The organism is Sanguibacter hominis ATCC BAA-789 (genome assembly GCF_012396185.1).
Lineage (GTDB): Bacteria > Actinomycetota > Actinomycetes > Actinomycetales > Cellulomonadaceae > Flavimobilis > Flavimobilis hominis.
The window spans coordinates 231,542-249,799 of the sequence record NZ_JAAXOW010000002.1; the positions used below are offsets into that span (position 1 = coordinate 231,542).

The window sequence follows — 18,258 nt, forward strand, 5'->3', positions numbered from 1 at the left end:
CTGGGCCCTTCTTCGCCACCTGCCTCGTGTGACGGCTCCCAAGGGCGTGTCAGGTGGCAGCCATCACTTCGACCGATGCGCTGATGCGGTCGAGGTGCACAACGTCGCTGGCTGGGCGCCAGTGTGGTCGTCACAGCGCGCCTGCGCGGCGCCCGCGGAACTGGCCATCCGCGCGAGACGCAGTCCGGCTCTTCCGCACTTCATCGCCCGCCGCCCCGTGGACGCGCCTGCTGCGCCCCGCTACCGTGACGGCAGTACAGGGCGCGCCAGGGCGCGATGACCAGGGGAGATCCACATGAGCGAGACCTTTGCCGCGCGCGGCTGGCACGACGACCCGTCCAACCCGGACCGGGAGCGTTACAGCGACGGGACGCGCTGGGCCGCGAGCAGGCGCCGTCCCGGGACGTTGAGCGGCGTGCCGTTCTTCACGTGGGCCATCGGCCTCCTCGTCGGGAGCCTCGTGCTCAGCCTCGTCGCCTCGGCGATCGACAGCCCGACGCTCCTCTCCGCGTCGGGTGTTTCTAGCATCGCGGCGCTCGTGGTCGCGCTGTGCGGTGCTCGTGCGATGGCGGTCCAGGTCGACGCGACCTGGCGCGCGAGTGCTCGCGTCGACGCGCCCGCCGGAGCGTCCGAGACCGCAGAAGCCAGGTAACCAGCGGTTCTGGTCAACGCAAAGATCTTGTCGTGCGGGCGTTGAAAGGCTGTGCGAGAGTGAGACTCGGCCGAGTCCGCAGCTTTGCGGTGCGCAATCAGAGGAAGAGGGGCTCGTGATGAGCGACGAACATGGTGGCCGGAACGGGGATCCCGTCGGCGGCATCAACATGGAGCTGTCCGAGGTCAAGAGCCGCGTCGTCCTGTGGGGCGAGATCGATGGGGCGCTGCGGAGCGAGGCGAGCGGGGTTCTCGCGAGCGCGCTCGAGCGTGAGCTCCCCGTCGTCATCGACCTCGAGTCCGTGACGTTCATGGACTCGACCGGCATCGCGTTCCTCGTGCAGTTCTGCACGATCGGCGCAGACGAGGGCATCGACGTCGTCGTCCGCAAGCCTCCTCAGCTCGTCCGCGACGTCATCGAGATGCTCGGCATCGCCGAGCTGCTCGGCCTGACCGGCGACCCGGCTCCCGAGGGCCGCACCACCCTCGCGAGCTGATACAGACGACAGGAGCGCGCCCGCCGGGATACCCGGCGGGCGCGCTTCGTCGTTCGTGCTTAGAGGTCGCGTCCCGCCGCGAGCGCCGCAGCACCCACGATCCCCGCCCGGTTGCGCAGCTGCGCCGGGACGATCGGTGCGCTCAGCTCGAGCAGCGGCAGGAACTTCTCGTGGTGCTTCGACACGCCACCGCCCACGACGATCAGGTCGGGGGAGAAGAGCATCTCGACCGCCTCGTAGTAACGCTGCAGGCGCTCCGCCCACTGCGGGAACGACAGGTCCTCGCGCGTGCGAGCCGAGTCGGCCGCGCGGGACTCCGCGTCGAATCCGTCGATCTCGATGTGACCCAGCTCGGTGTTCGGCAGCAGGTGACCGTCCACGATGATCGCCGAGCCGATGCCCGTGCCGAGCGTGGTCACGAGGATCGTGCCCTTCGCGCCTGCGGCGGCGCCGTAGAGCGCTTCGCCGAAGCCTGCCGCGTCCGCGTCGTTGACCGCACGGATCGGACGGCCGAGCTCCGCGGCCAGCAGGTTGTCCAGGTCGATCCCCGCCCAGGACTCGTCGAGGTTCGCGATGAACCGGATGCGGCCGTGGTGGATCGGCCCCGGGAACGCGACACCCACGGGAGTGGCGGCCGGAAGGTCGAAGTGGTCGACGAGCTCGCGGACGACCGCGGTGACGGCTGCTGGCGTCGAGACGCCCGGCGTCGGGATGCGCAGCCGCTCCGCCGTGAACTCACCGGTGCGCAGGTCGACCGGGGCACCCTTGATGCCGCTGCCACCGATGTCGATGCCGAACGCGATCTCGTGCTCGAGGTCTGTGCTCATGGGAGAGTCAGGATCTCCGTTCCGGTCTCGGTGACGAGGAGGGTGTGCTCGAACTGCGCCGTACGGGACCCGTCCTTCGTGAGGACGGTCCAGCCGTCGTCCCACATGACCCATTCGTGCGTCCCGAGAGTGAGCATAGGCTCGATCGTGAAGACCATGCCTGGCTCGATCACGGTCGAGTACTCCGGGGCCGAGTCGTAGTGCGGGATGATCAGCCCGGAGTGGAACGACTCTCCGACGCCGTGCCCGGTGAAGTCCCGGACCACGCCGTAGCCGAATCGAGCGGCGTACTTCTCGATCACCCGGCCGATGATGTTGACCTCGCGGCCCGGCTTGACCGCCGCGATGCCGCGGGCGAGCGCCTCACGGGTGCGCTCGATCAGGTCGGCGTCCTCCTGTGCGATCTCCCCGACGGCGAACGTCGCGTTGTTGTCCCCGTGGACACCACCGATGAACGCGGTGACGTCGATGTTCACGATGTCGCCCTCGGCGAGCACCGTGGAGTCGGGGATCCCGTGGCAGATGACCTCGTTGAGCGACGTGCACAGCGACTTGGGGAAGCCCCGGTAGCCGAGCGTCGACGGGTACGCACCGTGGTCGAGGAGGAACTCGTGGCCGATCCGGTCGAGCTCGTCAGTGGTCACGCCGGGTGCGACGGCCCCGCCGACGGTCTGCAGCGCCTGGGCGGCGAGCCGCGCGGCGACGCGGATGCGCTCGATCGTCTCCGGCGTCTTGATCTCGGAGCCCGAGAACGGTGCGGGCCCCGGACGGCCCACGTACTCCGGTCGAGCGATGCCCGCCGGGACCGCCCGCGGGGCGCTGACCACCCCCGGCTGCAGCGGGTCTCGGGTGTGGCGCGTCGTCGTGGGCATGGTTGAAGTGTACTTTTGTCGCGACCGAGTTCGTGCCGGGAAGCCGAAGGAGATGTGGTGGCCGACGACGGCGAGTACTACTTCGACACCGCGACCGGACAGGTGACGCAGGGCAAGCAGGGCGCCTGGTCGACGCGGATGGGACCGTACAAGACCCGCGAGGAGGCGGAGCACGCGCTCGACAAGGCGCGCGCGGCTTCCGACGCGTGGGACGCAGAGGATCGCCGTGAAGCGGCGGAACGGGACGGCGATGCCTGACACCATGACTCGTGGCCCCCGCACGGGCCAGCAGCGCGCCGTCGTGCCGCGAGGTCCGAGCCCGATCGTCGCGACGGCGGTGTTCCTCACGTCGCTCGTCGTCGTGGTCTGCGTCGTCGTCGCAGCGGTGCTCCTCTGGCGTGCGCCGCGCGACGGGAACGACGCCGCCGCGGATGCTCAGGCCCCCGGGGCCGAGGCCGCAGCCGAGGGCGTCGGCGAGGTGGCCGACGCGGCGACGTCGCTCGCGGCCGCGTCCGGTGACCTCGGCGCCGCAGTCGTCGCCGCACAGGGCCATGCGACGGCGAGCGCGTGCAACGATGCGGCCGGCGACGGCCAGGCGATCGTCACTCTCGCGACCTCAGCCCTCACGCCCGACAGGTGGATCGCCGACGGCGCGGTCGAGCCGCTCGTCGGCGTCCCGTTCGAGGAGCTCGCCGTGCGCTGCGGCTCGGTCTACGCGACCGAGGCCGTCACCGCGACGAACGTCCCGGCTGCGGTGCAGGGGGTCCTTGAAGCGCACGTGCGCAACGGCGGCCTGCGGTCCGCCGTCGACGCCGCACAGGAGCGCAACGAGCTCGCCGCCGCCGTACCGCCCGAGCTGCTCGTGGGCGAGGCTGCGACGTCGGACGTGGCCGCGTTCGCGTTGCCGTCCGGCAACGTGGTGTGCACGATCGCGGGCGGCCAGGCGCGTTGCGACATCTCGGCGGCCGTGTACGACCGCAGCGACGCGCCCGAAGGGTGCGACGCCGGCTGGGCCCTCGCGATGCAGGTCACCGCAGGGGGCGCGCAGGCGGTGTGCGCGGGTGAGCGTGAGCTGCCCCAGATGCCGGCCGTGCTCGGGTACGGCGAGAGCACACGGGCCGGAGGCTTCTCGTGCGCGGCGTCTCCCCAGGGTGTCGCCTGCCGTGAGGACGCGACGGGACACGGCTTCTGGCTCCGCTCGGAGGCGTACCTCCTCTTCTGACGTGCAGACGCTGACGGCGCGGGACCCTCGCGGGTACCGCGCCGTCGGCGTGCCAGCGGTCGCTCAGCTGTCGTACGAGTGCTCCGCGGTCGGGAACGCCCCGGACTGCACCTCGGAGACGAAGCTCGCCGCGGCGTCGTGCAGCGCCTGGCCCACCTCGCCGAAGCGGCGGGCGAAGCGCGGCGACCAGTCACCCATGCCCGCCATGTCCGTCCACACGAGCACCTGGCCGTCGCACTCCGAGCCCGCGCCGATCCCGATCGTCGGGATCGTGAGGATCTCGGTGATCGCGGCAGCGACCGGGGCGGGGACCATCTCGAGGACGATCGCGATCGCGCCAGCCTCCTGCAGGGCGAGGGCGTCTTCCTTGAGCCGCTCAGCGGCCTCGTGCCCGCGGCCCTGGATGCGCTTGCCGCCGAGCATGTTCTCGGACTGCGGCGTGAAGCCGAGGTGGCCCACGACCGGGATGCCGGCGCCGGACAACAGCTCGACCTGCGCGGCGACGCGACGGCCACCCTCGAACTTCACGGCGTGCGCGCCAGCCTCCTTGAGCATCCGCACCGCCGTCGCGTGAGCCTGTGCGGGGGAGGCCTCGTAGGAGCCGAACGGAAGGTCCGCGACGACCATCGCCCGCGCCGTCGCACGGGCGACCGAGCGGGTCGCGACGACCATCTCGTCGACCGTCACCGGGATGGTCGTGTCGTGGCCGAGCATGTTGTCGCCGATCGAGTCGCCGACGAGCAGCATGTCGACGCCGGCAGCGTCGAAGATGCGGGCGGTCGGGCCGTCGTAGGCGGTGAGCATCGTCAGCTGGCGGCCGGTCGACTTGGCCTCGCGAAGGTGGTGCACGCGGACGCGACGGGGTGCGGCCGCGTGCTGGGGCTGCTCGGCAGGGGTGTGGGTGGTCATCCTGATGGCTCCTGGGTCTTTCGGCAGGCGTGCTGGGTTCGGGGGTCCGGGGGCGTCACTCGGCGGGTTCGCGCCACCGGTTCGTGACCGGCAGGCGGCGGTCACGGCCGAAAGCCACTCCCGTCACCTTGGGGCCCGGCGGGTACTGCCGACGCTTCCACTCGGCGCGGTCGACGAGCGACACGACGCGCTCGACGACGTCCGCGTCGAAGCCGCGAGCGAGCAGCTCGGCGCGCCCCTCGCTGCGCTCGACGTACGCGTCGATGACCTCGTCCAGCAGGTGGTACGGGGGCAGGCTGTCCTGGTCGACCTGGCCAGGGCGAAGCTCTGCAGACGGCGGCTTCGTGATCGAGCTCTCGGGGATCGGGGGGATCTCGCCGCGGTCGATCGCGTGGTTGTTGCGCCACCGGGAGAGGGCCCACACGCGGGACTTGTCGACATCCTTGATCGGCGCGAACCCGCCCACGGCGTCGCCGTAGATCGTCGAGTAGCCGACGGCCAGCTCAGACTTGTTGCCGGTCGCGAGGACGAGGTGGCCCTCCATGTTGGACAGCGCCATGAGGGTGACGCCGCGCATGCGCGCCTGGAGGTTCTCGGCGGCGACCCCCTCGAGATCGAGGTTGCTCTCGAACGCGTCGACCATCGGTCCGATCGGCACGACCCGGTAGTCCGCGCCGATGCGCTTCGCCGTGTCCGCGGCGTCGTCCTTCGAGTGGTCTGAGGAGTAGCGCGACGGCATGCCGACGCCGACGACGTTCTCGCCACCGATCGCGTCGGCAGCGATCGCGGCGACGAGCGCCGAGTCGATGCCGCCCGACAGTCCGAGCACGACCGACCGGAAGCCGTTCTTGCGGACGTAGCCCGTCAGCCCGGTGACGAGAGCCCGGTAGACCTCCTCGTCGGCGTCGAGCGCCTGGACCTGCGGACCAGGCTGTGGAGCGCCGGTCGTCGTCGCGTCCCACACGAGCAGGTGCTCGACGAACTGCGGGGCGCTCGCCAGGACCGTGCCGTCGCTGTCGAGGACGAACGAGCCGCCGTCGAACACGAGGTCGTCCTGACCGCCGACCATGTTGACGTACGCGAGGGGCGCACCGACCTGCGCGGCGCGCGCGGCCGCGCTCTCGAGGCGAAGGTGCGTCTTGCCCTCCTCGTACGGCGAGCCGTTGATGACGAGAAGCAGGTCGACGCCGTGCTCGGCGAGCTGCTCGACGGTCCCGCCCTCGCGCCAGATGTCCTCGCAGATCGCGAGCCCGACGCGCACACCGTCGACGTCGACGACCGCGGGTTCCTCACCCGGCACGAAGATGCGTGCCTCGTCGAACACTCCGTAGTTAGGCAGGTGGTGCTTGTCGTAGTGCGCGACGACCTCTCCGCCGCGCAGCACGACGGCGCGGTTCGTCGGGCGGCTCCCGCCACCCGTGCCGACCGAGCCGACGACGACGGTGACGTCGCCGAGACCCGTCTCGGCGAGCTCGGTCGCGAGGGCGCGCACGGCGCTGTCAGCGGCACGCTGGAACGACGCCCGCAGCGCGAGGTCCTCGATCGGGTAGCCCGTCAGTGTCATCTCCGGGAACGCGACGAGCCGGGCGCCCGCGTCCGCCGCCTTCCGGGTCCAGTCGGCGACCGCCGCAGCGTTGCCGGTCAGGTCGCCGACGCACGTGTCGATCTGTGCGAGGGCGATACGCAGTTCAGCCATAAGTTCAGCCTAGAGTGTTCGGCGTGGGCGCGAGCCCGCGGCGACACCCGAGCAGGTCATCCGGATGAAACAAGAGTTCAGGCAGGATAGGTCCATGGACAAGCAGCAGGACTTCGTGCTCCGCACCGTCGAGGAGCGAGACATCCGGTTCATCCGTCTCTGGTTCACGGACGTGCTCGGGATGCTCAAGTCGGTCGCGATCGCGCCGGCGGAGCTCGAGCAGGCGTTCGCGGAGGGCATCGGCTTCGACGGCAGCGCGATCGAAGGGCTGACGCGGGTCTACGAGGCGGACATGATCGCCCGGCCTGACCCGTCGACGTTCCAGGTGCTCCCGTGGCGCGGTGAGCGCAACGGCACGGCGCGCATGTTCTGCGACCTGCTCAACCCGGACGGCACGCACTCGCTCGCCGACTCGCGCTTCGTGCTGAAGCGCGCGATGGACCGTGCGGCTGACAAGGGCTTCACCTTCTACACGCACCCCGAGGTCGAGTTCTACCTGTTCCGGCCGCAGGCGTCGCCGAAGGACCCGCTCGTCCCGGTCGACCAGGCGGGTTACTTCGACCACGTCGCGCGCGGCAACGCGCACGACTTCCGCCGCGCGGCGATCCAGATGCTCGAGTCCATGGGCATCTCCGTCGAGTTCTCGCACCACGAGGCCGGGCCCGGGCAGAACGAGATCGACCTGCGCTACGCGGACGCGCTGACGACCGCAGACAACCTCATGACGTTCCGCACGGTCATCAAGGAGGTCGCGCTCGAGCAGGGCGTGTTCGCGTCGTTCATGCCGAAGCCGATGGCGGAGCACCCTGGCTCGGGGATGCACACGCACCTGTCGCTCTTCGAGGGGGACCGTAACGCGTTCCACGAGCCGGGCGCGCAGTACGAGCTCTCCCGCACAGGCCGGTCGTTCATCGCGGGGCTGCTCACGCACGCTGCCGAGATCACCGCCGTCACCAACCAGTACGTGAACTCGTACAAGCGCCTGTGGGGCGGCGCCGAGGCGCCCAGCTACATCTGCTGGGGCCACAACAACCGTTCCTCGCTCGTGCGCGTACCGATGTACAAGCCTGGCAAGACGAACTCGTCGCGCGTCGAGTATCGCGCGCTCGACGCCGCGACCAACCCGTATCTGTCGTTCGCACTCCTGCTCGCCGCGGGCCTCAAGGGCATCGAGGAGGGCTACGAGCTCCCCGAGGGGTCGGAGGAGGACGTCTGGGAGCTGACGGACGCGGAGCGCAAGGCGGCGGGCATCAAGCCGCTCCCGCAGTCGCTCGACAAGGCGATCGAGCTCATGGAGCAGTCCGAGCTTGTCGCCGAGACGCTTGGCGAGCACGTGTTCGACTACGTGCTGCGCAACAAGCGCCAGGAGTGGGACGTCTACCGCTCGCAGGTGACGCAGTTCGAGCTGGACCGGTTCCTGCCGGTCCTGTGACGCGGGCCTCCGCGATGAGCTCGGTGCAGGACGTGGCAGAGCCCGGCCCGCGCGGAACGCGCCGAGAGTCGGCGAGCAGCCGGCTGCGCCGTCTGGGCTTCGTCGACACGACGCGCGCCCAGAACCTTCTCGAGGACAAGGACCTCGTCGAGGTGCTGGGTTCGGTCGGTCCGACGTCTCCTCTCGTCGGCGCCGTGGGCGGGGCTGCCGATCCGGACCTCGCGCTGCTCGCGCTCGTGCGGCTGTGCTCGACCGTCCGTGGCACGTCGTGGTCGGAGCGTCTCGCGGCGCTCGTCGGGGAGCCCGGTCCCGGTCTCACCCGGGCCGCTGCGGTGCTCGGCGCGTCCGCGGCGCTCGGCGACGAGATCATCCGTCACCCCGAGCTCGTCGACGTCCTCGCCGACCTGACGCCGGGCATCGGGGTCGACGCGGGCGAGGTGCGTGCCGAGCTGCTCCGCGCGGTCGGGGCCGACCCGGACGCGGCCGTGCCCATCGCGGGCATGCCTGTCGACGAGGCGACCGGTGCGATGCGCCGCGCGTATCGCTCGCGGCTCCTGCGGATCGCGGCGTCCGACCTGACGTCACCTGAGCCCTTGTCGATCCTGCCCGCGGTCGGCGCTGCTCTCGCCGACCTCGCGGCAGCCTCGCTCGAGGCGGGCCTCGCGATCGCGCGCACGGGTATCGAGGGTAACGGGCTCGAGGTGCGCCTGGCGGTCCTCGGCATGGGCAAGTGTGGTGGGCGCGAGCTCAACTACGTGAGCGACGTCGACGTCATCTACGTCGCGGAGCCTGCCGACGGCGTCGAGGAGTCGGTCGCGATGCGTGTCGGAGCCCGGCTCGTGACGGGCCTGACACGTGCGTGCTCAGCGCCGTCGAACGAGCCGCCGTTGTGGCCTGTCGACGCTGCGCTGCGGCCCGAGGGCAAGGACGGGCCGATCGTCCGGACCCTCACGAGCCATCGTGCGTACTACGAGCGCTGGGCCAAGACGTGGGAGTTCCAGGCGCTCCTCAAGGCGCGCACGGTCGCGGGGGACCGCGAGCTCGGCCGCGCGTACCTCGACGCGGTCGGTCCGATGGTGTGGCAGGCGGTCACCCGCGAGAACTTCGTCTCTGATTCGCAGGCGATGCGACGCCGCGTCGAGGACCACGTCCCTGCCGCCGAGGCGGACCGTCAGCTCAAGCTCGGCAAGGGTGGTCTGCGCGACGTCGAGTTCACGGTGCAGCTCTTGCAGCTCGTGCACGGCCGTACCGACGAGACGATCCGCAGCGCGCACACGCTCACGGCCCTCGCCGCTCTCACGGCTGGCGGATACGTCGCGCGTGACGACGCCGCTCGCATGTCCGTCGCCTACCGGTTCCTGCGGGTGCTCGAGCACCGCATCCAGATGTTCCGGCTCGAGCGCACCCACCTCCTGCCGACGGACGAGGCCGACCTGCGCCGGCTCGCCCGCACTGCAGGGATGCGCGAGGAGGGGGCGGCGGGTCTCCTCGACCGGTGGAAGGAGACGCGTCGCGACGTCCGCAGCATGCACGAGGCGCTCTACTACCGGCCGTTGCTGCCTGCCGTCGCGCAGCTCTCCCGTGCCGAGGCGAGCCTGAGCCCGGAGAACCAGCAGGCGCGGCTCGCCGCGATCGGCTACCGCGACCCTCGCGGCGCGGTCCGGCACATCGCGGCCCTCACGGAGGGCGTCTCGCGACGGGCGGCGATCCAGCGGCAGCTGCTTCCTGTCCTGCTCGGCTGGTTCGGGGAGGGCGCGGACCCGGACTCGGCGCTCCTCGCGTTCCGCAGGCTCTCGGAGACGCTCGGGACGACGCACTGGTACCTGAAGATGCTGCGCGACTCCGGCTCGGCAGCGCAGCGCCTCGCCCGCCTGCTGTCGTCGTCGCGGTTCGCTGCGGACGCGCTCGCGCTGTCGCCCGAGTCGGTGTCGTGGCTCGCGGACGACGCCGAGCTCGTCCCGCTGGGCGCAGAGCGTCTGCGCCGTGAGGTCGACGCGATGCTCACGCGCTCCGACGACGTCGAGCAGGCGACCCAGCTCCTGCGGGCGTTGCGGCGCCGCGAGCTCGCGCGCACCGCCGTGGGCGAGGTGCTGAGCATCAGCGACCCTGTGCGCGCTGCGGAGGCGATCAGCGCCGTCACCGACGCGACCCTCGAGGGGGCGCTCCGGATCGCGGAGGCCGCTGTCCGGCGCGAGCGTGGCATCGTCGAGGCACCTGCTTATCTCGCGATCGTCGCGATGGGCCGCCTCGGCGGCCGCGAGCCCGGCTACGGGTCCGACGCCGACGTGATGTTCGTGCACCGCGCGGCCCCGGGAGCGACCGACGTCGATGCAGGCGCATACTCGCTCGCGGTGGCCTCGCGCCTGCGCTCCCTGCTGGGAGACATGGGGCCGGAGCCCGGTCTCCAGGTCGACGCGGACCTGCGCCCCGAGGGGCGTCAGGGGCCGCTCGTGCGGTCCCTCGACTCGTACGCCGAGTACTACCAGCGATGGTCCGAGGTGTGGGAGGCGCAGGCGCTCCTGCGTGCGCGCACCGTCGCTGGCGACGAGGCGCTGTGCGCCGACATGACCGCGCTGATCGACACGGTGCGTTACCCGGCAGAGCTCACGACCGCGCAGGTGCGCGAGGTGCGACGGATCAAGGCGCGCGTCGAGTCGGAGCGCATGCCGCGCGGCGTCGACCCCACGCGCCACGTCAAGCTCGGCCGCGGCGGGATCAGCGACGTCGAGTGGACCGTGCAGCTCCTCCAGCTGCAGCACGCCCACGAGATCCCGGCCCTGCGCACGACGTCGACGCTCGAGGCGCTCGACGCCCTCGCCGAGGCGGGCCTCGTCACGGAGGCGGACGCCGTCGTGCTGCGCGAGTCCTGGGTCCTCGCGTCGGGCATCCGCAACGCCGTCGTGCTGTGGTCCGGTCGGGTCGGTGGATCGCACGGCGACATGCTGCCGAGCGACCGTCTCGACCTCGCAGGCGTGTCGCGCATCCTCGACTACCCGGCGGGGGAGGCGTCAGCCCTCGAGGAGGACTACCTCCGTGCGTCGCGCCGCTGCCGCCAGGTCGTCGAGCGGGTCTTCTACGAGTCCTGAGCCGAGGCGTCGGTCGTGGGCGTGGCCGTCTCCGCCGCAGCCGCGGAAGGCTGGGACTCGTCGAGGAGCGTCTCGTCGATGAGCTCGTGCCGCTGCAGGTACGTCGACATGACCGCCTGGATGGTCGCGGCGACGGGCAGCGCGAGGAACGCGCCGAGGGCCCCGAACACCGCGCCGAACGCGATGACGACGACGAACGCGACCGCCGGGTTCATCTCGAGCGCCTTCTCGGAGATCTTCGGCGCGAAGAGATAGTTCTCGATCTGCTGGTACACGACGATGAAGATGAGCACCGCGAGGGCCTTGACCGGGCTCTCCGCGAGCGCGAGCAGGACCGGCAGCGCGCCACCGATGTAGGTGCCGATCGTCGGGACGAACTGCGAGACGATGCCCGTGAACAGCGCTAGCGGCAACGAGTACGGGATCTTCAGGATCAGCAGGAAGATCAGCGTGAACGCGGTCGACAGGAACGCGAGCGCCAGACGCGAGTTGATGAACGCGGACACCTTGGACTGCGTGATGTCCCACAGCGACAGGACCGTCGCCTGGTTCTTCGGTGCGAGCCAGCGGCAGATCGCGGCCCGGAAGCGCGGGCCGGCCGCGCACAGGTAGTAGACGACCAGGCCGATCGTCATGACCGCGAACACGCCGCCGAGCAGCGACGTCCCGACACCGACGACACCCTGGGCGACGTCGTCGCCCCAGCCGTCGAGCGCCTGGCCGACAAGCTTCTTCTGGTCGGGCAGCTGCGTGTCGAAGGTCTTCTCGACCCAACCACGGATGTCCTCGTACAGCGCGGGGAGGTTCTTGCCGAACTCGATGACCTGCTGGACGAACATCGTCCCGAACATCGCGATCATCCCGACGATCGTCAGGAACGCGCCGCCCATGACCGCGCCGGTCGCGAGCCCACGCTTCCAGCCGCGGCGCACGAGCGCCACGATCAGCGGCTCGAGCGTGAGCGAGATGAACAGCGCGATCACGAGGTTGATGATCAGGCCCGTGAGCATCCCGAGAGAGCGCCAGACGAAGATCCCCACGAAGACCGTGACGACAGCCATGACGAAGGCCTTCGGCAGCCAGCGCGGCGGCTGCGTGGCAGGGTCCGGTAGGACCGGCGGGACGTGGTTGAGGTCCTGCGTGGTCACTGTGCCTCCTGCGGTCCGGGGTCGAGCATGGTGAAACCTATCTCATACGTCCGTGGCCCGACCACGGACCCGCCGCAGACGGACGGAGGCCCGTGCGCTGAGCGCACGGGCCTCCGGTCGAGCGTCAGGCGCTCAGCAGTCGAAGTACAGGTCGAACTCGTGGGGAGTCGGGCGCAGCTGCACCGGCTCGATCTCCTTGGCGCGCTTGTAGTCGATCCATGTCTCGATGAGGTCGGGGGTGAAGACACCGCCGACGGTCAGGAAGTCGTGGTCCTCCTCGAGTGCGGCGAGAGCCTCGTTGAGGGACCCCGGAACCTGCTGGATGAGCGCGTGCTCCTCCGGCGGCAGCTCGTAGAGGTCCTTGTCGATGGGCTCCGGCGGCTCGATGCGGTTCTTGATGCCGTCGATGCCCGCGAGGAGCTGAGCCGCGAAGGCGAGGTACGGGTTCGCCGACGGGTCCGGCACGCGGAACTCGACACGCTTGGCCTTCGGGTTCGAGCCCGTGATCGGGATGCGGATGCAGGCCGAGCGGTTACGAGCGGAGTAGACCAGGTTGACCGGGGCCTCGTAGCCGGGCACGAGGCGGCGGTACGAGTTCACGGACGGGTTGGTGAACGCGAGCAGCGCGGGAGCGTGCTTGAGCAGGCCGCCGATGTACCAGCGGGCGATGTCGGAGAGGCCGCCGTAGCCTGCCTCGTCGTAGAAGAGGGGCTTGCCGTCCTTCCACAGCGACTGGTGCGAGTGCATGCCCGAGCCGTTGTCGCCGAACAGCGGCTTCGGCATGAAGGTGACCGTCTTGCCGGCCTCCCACGCCACGTTCTTGATGACGTACTTGAACTTCATCAGGTCGTCGGCGGCGGCGGTCAGCGTGCTGAAGCGGTAGTTGATCTCCTGCTGACCCGCGGTGCCGACCTCGTGGTGCGCACGCTCGACGTCGAGACCGACCTGACCGAGGACCGCGCACATCTCGTCACGCAGGTCGGCCATCTGGTCGTTGGGCGACACCGGGAAGTAGCCGCCCTTGTAGCGGGTCTTGTATCCGAGGTTGCCACCCTCCTCCTCGCGGCCGGTGTTCCACGCGGCCTCCTTGGAGTCGAGCGAGTAGAACGCCGAGTGCTGCGTCGTCTCGAAGCGAACGTCGTCGAAGATGTAGAACTCCGCCTCGGGGGCGAAGAAGGCGGTGTCGGCGATGCCCGTGCTGCGCAGGTAGGCCTCAGCCTTGAAGGCGATGTTGCGCGGGTCGCGCGAGTAGGACTCGTCGGTGAACGGGTCGACGATCGAGAAGTTCACGACGAGCGTCTTGCGCTTGCGGAACGGGTCGATGTACGCCGTGGTGACGTCCGGGACGAGCTTCATGTCGGACTCGTGGATCGCCTGGAAGCCGCGGATCGACGAGCCGTCGAACATCATGCCGTCCGTGAAGGCGGACTCCTCGAACTGCGAGATGGGGATGTTGAAGTGCTGCATCACTCCAGGCAGGTCGCAGAATCGCACGTCGACGAACTCGACGCCCTCGTCGCGAGTGAAGGCGATTGCCTCCTCGGCGGTCTTGAACATCCGTTGCTCCTTGGTCGGGTGGGTCCTTCGATCGGACTGCCTCCAGGCTAGGGGAGGGCGATTTCCCGACCATGTACCCATTGTTTCGGTCGTGTTACGTCTGGGGCTCGTGCGTGACGACTGTGAGTCGCGAACCTGGAAGCCGGTGAGCGGCGTCGCCGTCCACGGCCTCTAGGCTGGTGCCGTGGTTGACAGAAAAGACATCAGCTCCTGGCTCGACGGCGGGGTCCGGCCCGACGGCGACGGCCCCACGCTCGGCCTCCCCGCCGAGGGGAGCGGTTCGCGCGCGACGCTCAGCCGCCGCATCCCCGCACTGTTCCTCGACTGGTTCGCCTCGATGGGCGTGTCCTACCTCTTCTTCGACGGGAGCTCCTGGGCGACGCTCGGCGTCTTCGCGGTCGAGAACCTGCTCCTGGTCGCGACCGTCGGCTCGACGCTCGGTCACCGGCTTCTCGGCCTCGTCGTCCGCCGGCTCGGTGGCGACCGCCCGTTCGTCGGTCTCGGTCCTGCGGCCCTGCGCGTGGCGCTCCTGTGTCTCGTGATCCCCGCCGTGATCTGGGACCGCGACGGTCGCGGGCTCCACGACAAGGCGGCGCGGACGGTCCTCGTCCGACGTTGACCGCCCGGGGCGCGACAGCGCTCAGGCATACGACGAGGGCGCGACCAGCAGGTCGCGCCCTCGTCGTATGCCTGAGCAGGGTGCTTGTCAGCGTCCGCGCATGCCCTTGCGGTCGGGACGCGCACGCATCGGGTCCACGCCCTTGGGGATGGGGAGCTTCGCGCCGCCCAGCGCGGTGAGCCGCTTGTTGACGACAGCGATCTCGTGCTTCTTGAGGACCGGTTTGAGCTTCTGGATCTTCTTCGTCAGCTCGGGCAGGGGGACCTGGCCGTTCTCGCGGCCCACGTGGATGACCGTGACCGGCACGCCCTGGACGACGCGCTGGGTGCGCTTCCGCTCGAGCTCAGCGAGCTTGCGGACCCGGCTCATCGGGCCCTCGGTCATCAGGACGACGCCCGCACGGCCGACGCCGCGGAACACCATGTCCTGCGAGCGCGGCTCGACAGCGACAGGGGACTCGTCAAACGTCCAGCCGCGGCGGATCGTGCCGACCGCAGCGAGCGTCGCGCCCTTCTCGCCCTCGATACGCGCGTACGCCGCCTTCTCAGCACGGCGGGCGAGCACGAACATCGCGCCCAGCACCGCCGTCGGCAGGCCGAGGACGGTCATGTAGATCGGGTGACCCCAGATGAAACCGACGCCGAGGGCGATCCCGAGGATCACCAGGAACGTGCCGAGGATCCACCAGACGACCGCCGGGTCCTGCTGACGCGTCATCGTGTACGCGTCCCAGACCTGGTGATACCAACGGCGCTTCTTCGGCTTCCGGGTCTTCTTCGTCTTCGCCGTCACAGCGCCTGCGGGCACGGCGGCGTCATCGTTCTTGCGGGCCATGGGGATGAGTCTAGTGCCCGTCAGCGCACCAGAAGGCTCGCAGCCTCCTGGCGTGACGTCGTCGGCTCGGCGAGGTGCGCGAGCGCGGCAGGGATCTCCTGGCCGCGGCGCGTCATCGCCTGGCCCCACAGCCGACCGGCACGGTACGACGACCGCACGAGCGGGCCCGACATGACGCCGAGGAACCCGAGGCTCTCCGCGAACTCCGACAGGTGCACGAACTCCTCGGGGCGAGCCCACCGGTCGACGGGGTGGTGCCGCGGGGAGGGACGCAGGTACTGGGTGATCGTCACGAGGTCGCAGCCGGCGTCGTGCAGGTCGCGCAGCGCGTCCTCGGCCTCCTGCGTCGTCTCGCCCATGCCGAGGATGATGTTCGACTTCGTCACGAGGCCGGCGTCGCGCGCCGACGTGATGACGGAGAGCGAGCGGTCGTACCGGAAGCCGGGGCGGATCGCCTTGAAGACGCGGGGGACCGTCTCGAGGTTGTGCGCGAGCACCTCGGGGCGCGACGAGAAGACCTCGGCGAGCTGGTCGGGATCAGCGTTGAAGTCGGGGATCAGCAGCTCGACGCCGGTACCCGGCGTGGTCGCGTGGATCTGCCGGACGGTCTCGGCGTAGAGCCACGCACCGCCGTCGGGCAGGTCGTCACGGGCGACTCCCGTGATGGTCGAGTACTTCAACCCCATCTGCTGCACGGACTCTGCGACCCGGCGCGGCTCGTCCGCGTCGAAGTCGGCAGGCTTGCCCGTGTCGATCTGGCAGAAGTCGCAGCGGCGCGTGCACTGGTCACCGCCGATGAGGAACGTCGCCTCACGGTCTTCCCAGCACTCGAAGATGTTGGGGCAGCCCGCCTCCTCGCACACGGTGTGCAGGCCGCCGGAACGCACGAGGCTCTTGAGCTCGGTGTACTCGGGGCCCATCGTCGCGCGAGTCTTGATCCACTCGGGCTTCTTCTCGATCGGCACGGCTGCGTTGCGTGCTTCGATCCGCAGCATGCGGCGGCCTTCTGGTGCGATCGTCACGTGCCTGCTCCCTCGTGGACGGTTTGTCCCCAGCCTATGCCGGAAGTAACGCGAGTCACGCCGGTAGCCCGCCCACCGGACGTGACGTCGGTCATGGTGCAGGGGTCACGGTGAGACCGTCGCATGCTCCGGCCGCGCCGCCGCCGTCATCGGGCCGACGTGCACCTGGAGCAGACGTCCCAGCGGCTCGGCGATGTCGACGGGCGTGATCGTCCGGCCCAGCTCGGCCGACAACGACGTGACGTCGGCGTCACTGATGCCGCACGGCACGATCCGGTCGAACGCCGTGAGGTCCGGGCACGCGTTGACGGCGACGCCGTGCATCGTCACGCCCTTCGCGACGCGGCAGCCGATCGCCGCGACCTTCGCCGCCCGCCGCCCCTCGGACGCGGGCACCCAGACGCCCGAGCGTCCCTCGACGCGCTCGGTCGCCAGGCCCAGGTCGGCGCACAGCTCGATCACGGCGGTCTCGATCGCGCGGACGAACGCGACGACGTCGACCGGGTCCGCGAGCCGCACGATCGGGTAGGCGACGAGCTGCCCGGGGCCGTGCCACGTGATCTTGCCACCGCGGTCCACGTCGACGACGCGCGTGCCGTCGGTCGGCCGGTCGGCGCGGTTGGTCCGGCGCCCCGCCGTGTAGACGTCCGCGTGCTCGAGCAGCAGCACCCGGTCCGGGCCGCCGTCGAGCACCTCGGCGTGCACGCGGCGCTGCAGCTCCCACGTCTCCTCGTAGTCGAGGAGGGCGCGGCCCAGGTCGAGAGGAAGCAGCTCCATGGGCCTCAGGCTAACCCCGGCTAGGTTGGACGCATGACGGAAGCCCATGGGTCGCGCGACGACCTGCGCATCGGACTTGTCGGTTACGGCGGCGCGGGGCGTGGGATCCACGCGCGCCTCCTGCGGGAGGCAGGGATGGCGGTGCACGACGTCGTCGTGCGTGATCCTGCGCGTCGCGCGGCGGCGGCCGCGGACTGGCCCGGCGCCGGCCTGCACGACTCGCTCGAGCGAATGCTCGACGCCGCCGCCCTCGACCTCGTCGTCGTCGCGAGCCCGAGCGGGCTGCACGAGCAGCACGCTGCGACGATCGTCGCGGCCGGCGTGCCCCTCGTGCTCGACAAGCCGATCGCGCGGACCGCCGACGCCGCACGGTCGGTCGTCGAGAGCGCCGAGGCAGCAGCCGTCCCGCTCACCGTGTTCCAGAACCGCCGTTGGGACCCCGAGCAGCTCACGCTCGCGTCCGTGCTCCCGCGTCTGGGGCGCGTGCACCGCTTCGAGCGCCGGTGGGAGCGCTGGCGGCCCGTGCCGCAGGAGCGGTGGAAGGAGAACGACCTCGACGGCGGCGGCCTGCTCCTCGACCTCGGGCCGCACCTCGTCGACAGCGCGACGCAGCTCTTCGGCCCCGTCGTCTCGGTGTACGCGGAGCTGCGGGCGCTGACGACGCCGACAGAGGACGACGTCTTCCTCTCGCTGCGCCACGAGCCCTCGGGGACGGGCGAGGGGACCGACGGCGTCGTCTCGCACCTGTGGGCTGGTTCGCTCGTCGGGGCGCCGGGACCGCGGACGCGCGTGCTCGGTGACCAAGGGGCGTTCCTCGTGACGTCGTTCGAGTCGGACGCCTCGCCGTTCGAACGGCTCGACGCCGCCGCTCCCGAGGGGCACCTCGGATGGATCGCGACCGGTCGCGAGCTCGAGCCGGTGCTGCAGGCCCCAGGCGGGCACGCAGACTTCTACCGGGCGGTCGCGCGATGGCTCACGGAGGACGGCCCCGTGCCCGTCGACCCGTGGGACGCTGTGCGGACCGCGCGGGTGCTCGACGCCGCACGGGAGAGCGCCTCGACGGGGGCGCGCATCCACGTCTGACCCCACCTCGCCGTCTCGAGCCTGTG

The 18,258-nt window shown here is 70.5% G+C and carries 17 protein-coding genes; 8 read left to right on the forward strand and 9 right to left on the reverse strand.

What is annotated here, in order from left to right:
- The first annotated feature begins 295 nt into the window (after window positions 1-295).
- Both HF995_RS07600 and HF995_RS07605 read left to right on the forward strand, forming a co-directional pair.
- On the forward strand, window positions 296-652 hold the full coding sequence (locus tag HF995_RS07600; protein WP_168447213.1) for a DUF2510 domain-containing protein: 357 nt from the start codon (window positions 296-298) through the stop codon (window positions 650-652).
- Window positions 653-770: 118 nt separating this feature from the next.
- Window positions 771-1,148: an STAS domain-containing protein gene (locus tag HF995_RS07605; protein ID WP_286189401.1), complete on the forward strand. Its 378-nt coding sequence runs from the start codon at window positions 771-773 to the stop codon at window positions 1,146-1,148.
- A gap of 59 nt (window positions 1,149-1,207) precedes the next feature.
- Here HF995_RS07605 and ppgK read toward each other — a convergent pair whose 3' ends face one another.
- Window positions 1,208-1,975, reverse strand: a complete 768-nt coding sequence (gene ppgK / locus HF995_RS07610; RefSeq protein ID WP_168447214.1) for a polyphosphate--glucose phosphotransferase — start codon at window positions 1,973-1,975, stop codon at window positions 1,208-1,210.
- Window positions 1,972-2,847, reverse strand: a complete 876-nt coding sequence (gene map, locus HF995_RS07615; RefSeq protein WP_168447215.1) for a type I methionyl aminopeptidase — start codon at window positions 2,845-2,847, stop codon at window positions 1,972-1,974. The genes ppgK and map overlap by 4 nt, the downstream gene beginning before the upstream one ends.
- A 57-nt stretch (window positions 2,848-2,904) precedes the next feature.
- Between map and HF995_RS07620 the strand changes: the two genes are divergently transcribed.
- Both HF995_RS07620 and HF995_RS07625 read left to right on the forward strand, forming a co-directional pair.
- Window positions 2,905-3,105, forward strand: a complete 201-nt coding sequence (locus HF995_RS07620; protein ID WP_350308779.1) for an SPOR domain-containing protein — start codon at window positions 2,905-2,907, stop codon at window positions 3,103-3,105.
- Window positions 3,106-3,109: 4 nt separating this feature from the next.
- Window positions 3,110-4,069 carry a DUF6636 domain-containing protein gene (locus tag HF995_RS07625; protein WP_168447217.1) on the forward strand — a complete coding sequence of 320 codons (960 nt, stop codon included), beginning with the start codon at window positions 3,110-3,112 and terminating at the stop codon, window positions 4,067-4,069.
- A gap of 63 nt (window positions 4,070-4,132) precedes the next feature.
- Here HF995_RS07625 and panB read toward each other — a convergent pair whose 3' ends face one another.
- Both panB and HF995_RS07635 read right to left on the reverse strand, forming a co-directional pair.
- Window positions 4,133-4,978, reverse strand: coding sequence for a 3-methyl-2-oxobutanoate hydroxymethyltransferase (panB, locus tag HF995_RS07630; RefSeq protein ID WP_168447218.1), 846 nt, complete (start codon window positions 4,976-4,978; stop codon window positions 4,133-4,135).
- A gap of 55 nt (window positions 4,979-5,033) precedes the next feature.
- A complete protein-coding gene (locus tag HF995_RS07635) occupies window positions 5,034-6,674 on the reverse strand; it encodes an NAD+ synthase (RefSeq protein WP_168447219.1) in 1,641 nt (546 codons plus the stop codon).
- 94 nt (window positions 6,675-6,768) lie between these two features.
- On the opposite strand from HF995_RS07635, the gene HF995_RS07640 reads away from it, so the two are divergent.
- Window positions 6,769-8,106 carry a glutamine synthetase family protein gene (locus tag HF995_RS07640; protein WP_168447220.1) on the forward strand — a complete coding sequence of 446 codons (1,338 nt, stop codon included), beginning with the start codon at window positions 6,769-6,771 and terminating at the stop codon, window positions 8,104-8,106.
- A gap of 14 nt (window positions 8,107-8,120) precedes the next feature.
- A complete protein-coding gene (locus tag HF995_RS07645; RefSeq protein WP_168447221.1) occupies window positions 8,121-11,192 on the forward strand; it encodes a bifunctional [glutamine synthetase] adenylyltransferase/[glutamine synthetase]-adenylyl-L-tyrosine phosphorylase in 3,072 nt (1,023 codons plus the stop codon).
- Here HF995_RS07645 and HF995_RS07650 read toward each other — a convergent pair.
- Both HF995_RS07650 and glnA read right to left on the reverse strand, forming a co-directional pair.
- Window positions 11,180-12,340, reverse strand: coding sequence for an AI-2E family transporter (locus HF995_RS07650; RefSeq protein WP_350308780.1), 1,161 nt, complete (start codon window positions 12,338-12,340; stop codon window positions 11,180-11,182). The two genes, HF995_RS07645 and HF995_RS07650, sit on opposite strands and share 13 nt — an antisense overlap.
- A 132-nt stretch (window positions 12,341-12,472) precedes the next feature.
- Window positions 12,473-13,897, reverse strand: coding sequence for a type I glutamate--ammonia ligase (glnA, locus tag HF995_RS07655; RefSeq protein ID WP_168447222.1), 1,425 nt, complete (start codon window positions 13,895-13,897; stop codon window positions 12,473-12,475).
- Window positions 13,898-14,081: 184 nt separating this feature from the next.
- On the opposite strand from glnA, the gene HF995_RS07660 reads away from it, so the two are divergent.
- Window positions 14,082-14,516, forward strand: coding sequence for an RDD family protein (locus tag HF995_RS07660; protein ID WP_168447223.1), 435 nt, complete (start codon window positions 14,082-14,084; stop codon window positions 14,514-14,516).
- An 87-nt stretch (window positions 14,517-14,603) separates the two neighbouring features.
- Here the strand turns inward: HF995_RS07660 and HF995_RS07665 are convergent, their stop codons facing one another.
- The 3 genes from HF995_RS07665 to lipB all read right to left on the reverse strand — a co-directional run bounded on the left by HF995_RS07665 (window position 14,604) and on the right by lipB (window position 17,149).
- Window positions 14,604-15,350 (reverse strand): DUF4191 domain-containing protein, encoded by a 747-nt coding sequence (locus HF995_RS07665; protein ID WP_168447224.1) that lies wholly within the window; start codon window positions 15,348-15,350, stop codon window positions 14,604-14,606.
- Between the two features lie 20 nt (window positions 15,351-15,370).
- Window positions 15,371-16,372 carry a lipoyl synthase gene (lipA, locus tag HF995_RS07670; protein ID WP_168447225.1) on the reverse strand — a complete coding sequence of 334 codons (1,002 nt, stop codon included), beginning with the start codon at window positions 16,370-16,372 and terminating at the stop codon, window positions 15,371-15,373.
- A gap of 105 nt (window positions 16,373-16,477) precedes the next feature.
- Entirely contained in the window at window positions 16,478-17,149 is a 672-nt protein-coding gene (gene lipB / locus HF995_RS07675; protein WP_168447226.1) for a lipoyl(octanoyl) transferase LipB, read from the reverse strand.
- Between the two features lie 33 nt (window positions 17,150-17,182).
- Here lipB and HF995_RS07680 point away from each other — a divergent pair, with 33 nt between their 5' ends.
- Window positions 17,183-18,232 (forward strand): Gfo/Idh/MocA family protein, encoded by a 1,050-nt coding sequence (locus HF995_RS07680; RefSeq protein WP_168447227.1) that lies wholly within the window; start codon window positions 17,183-17,185, stop codon window positions 18,230-18,232.
- Window positions 18,233-18,258: the final 26 nt, after the last annotated feature.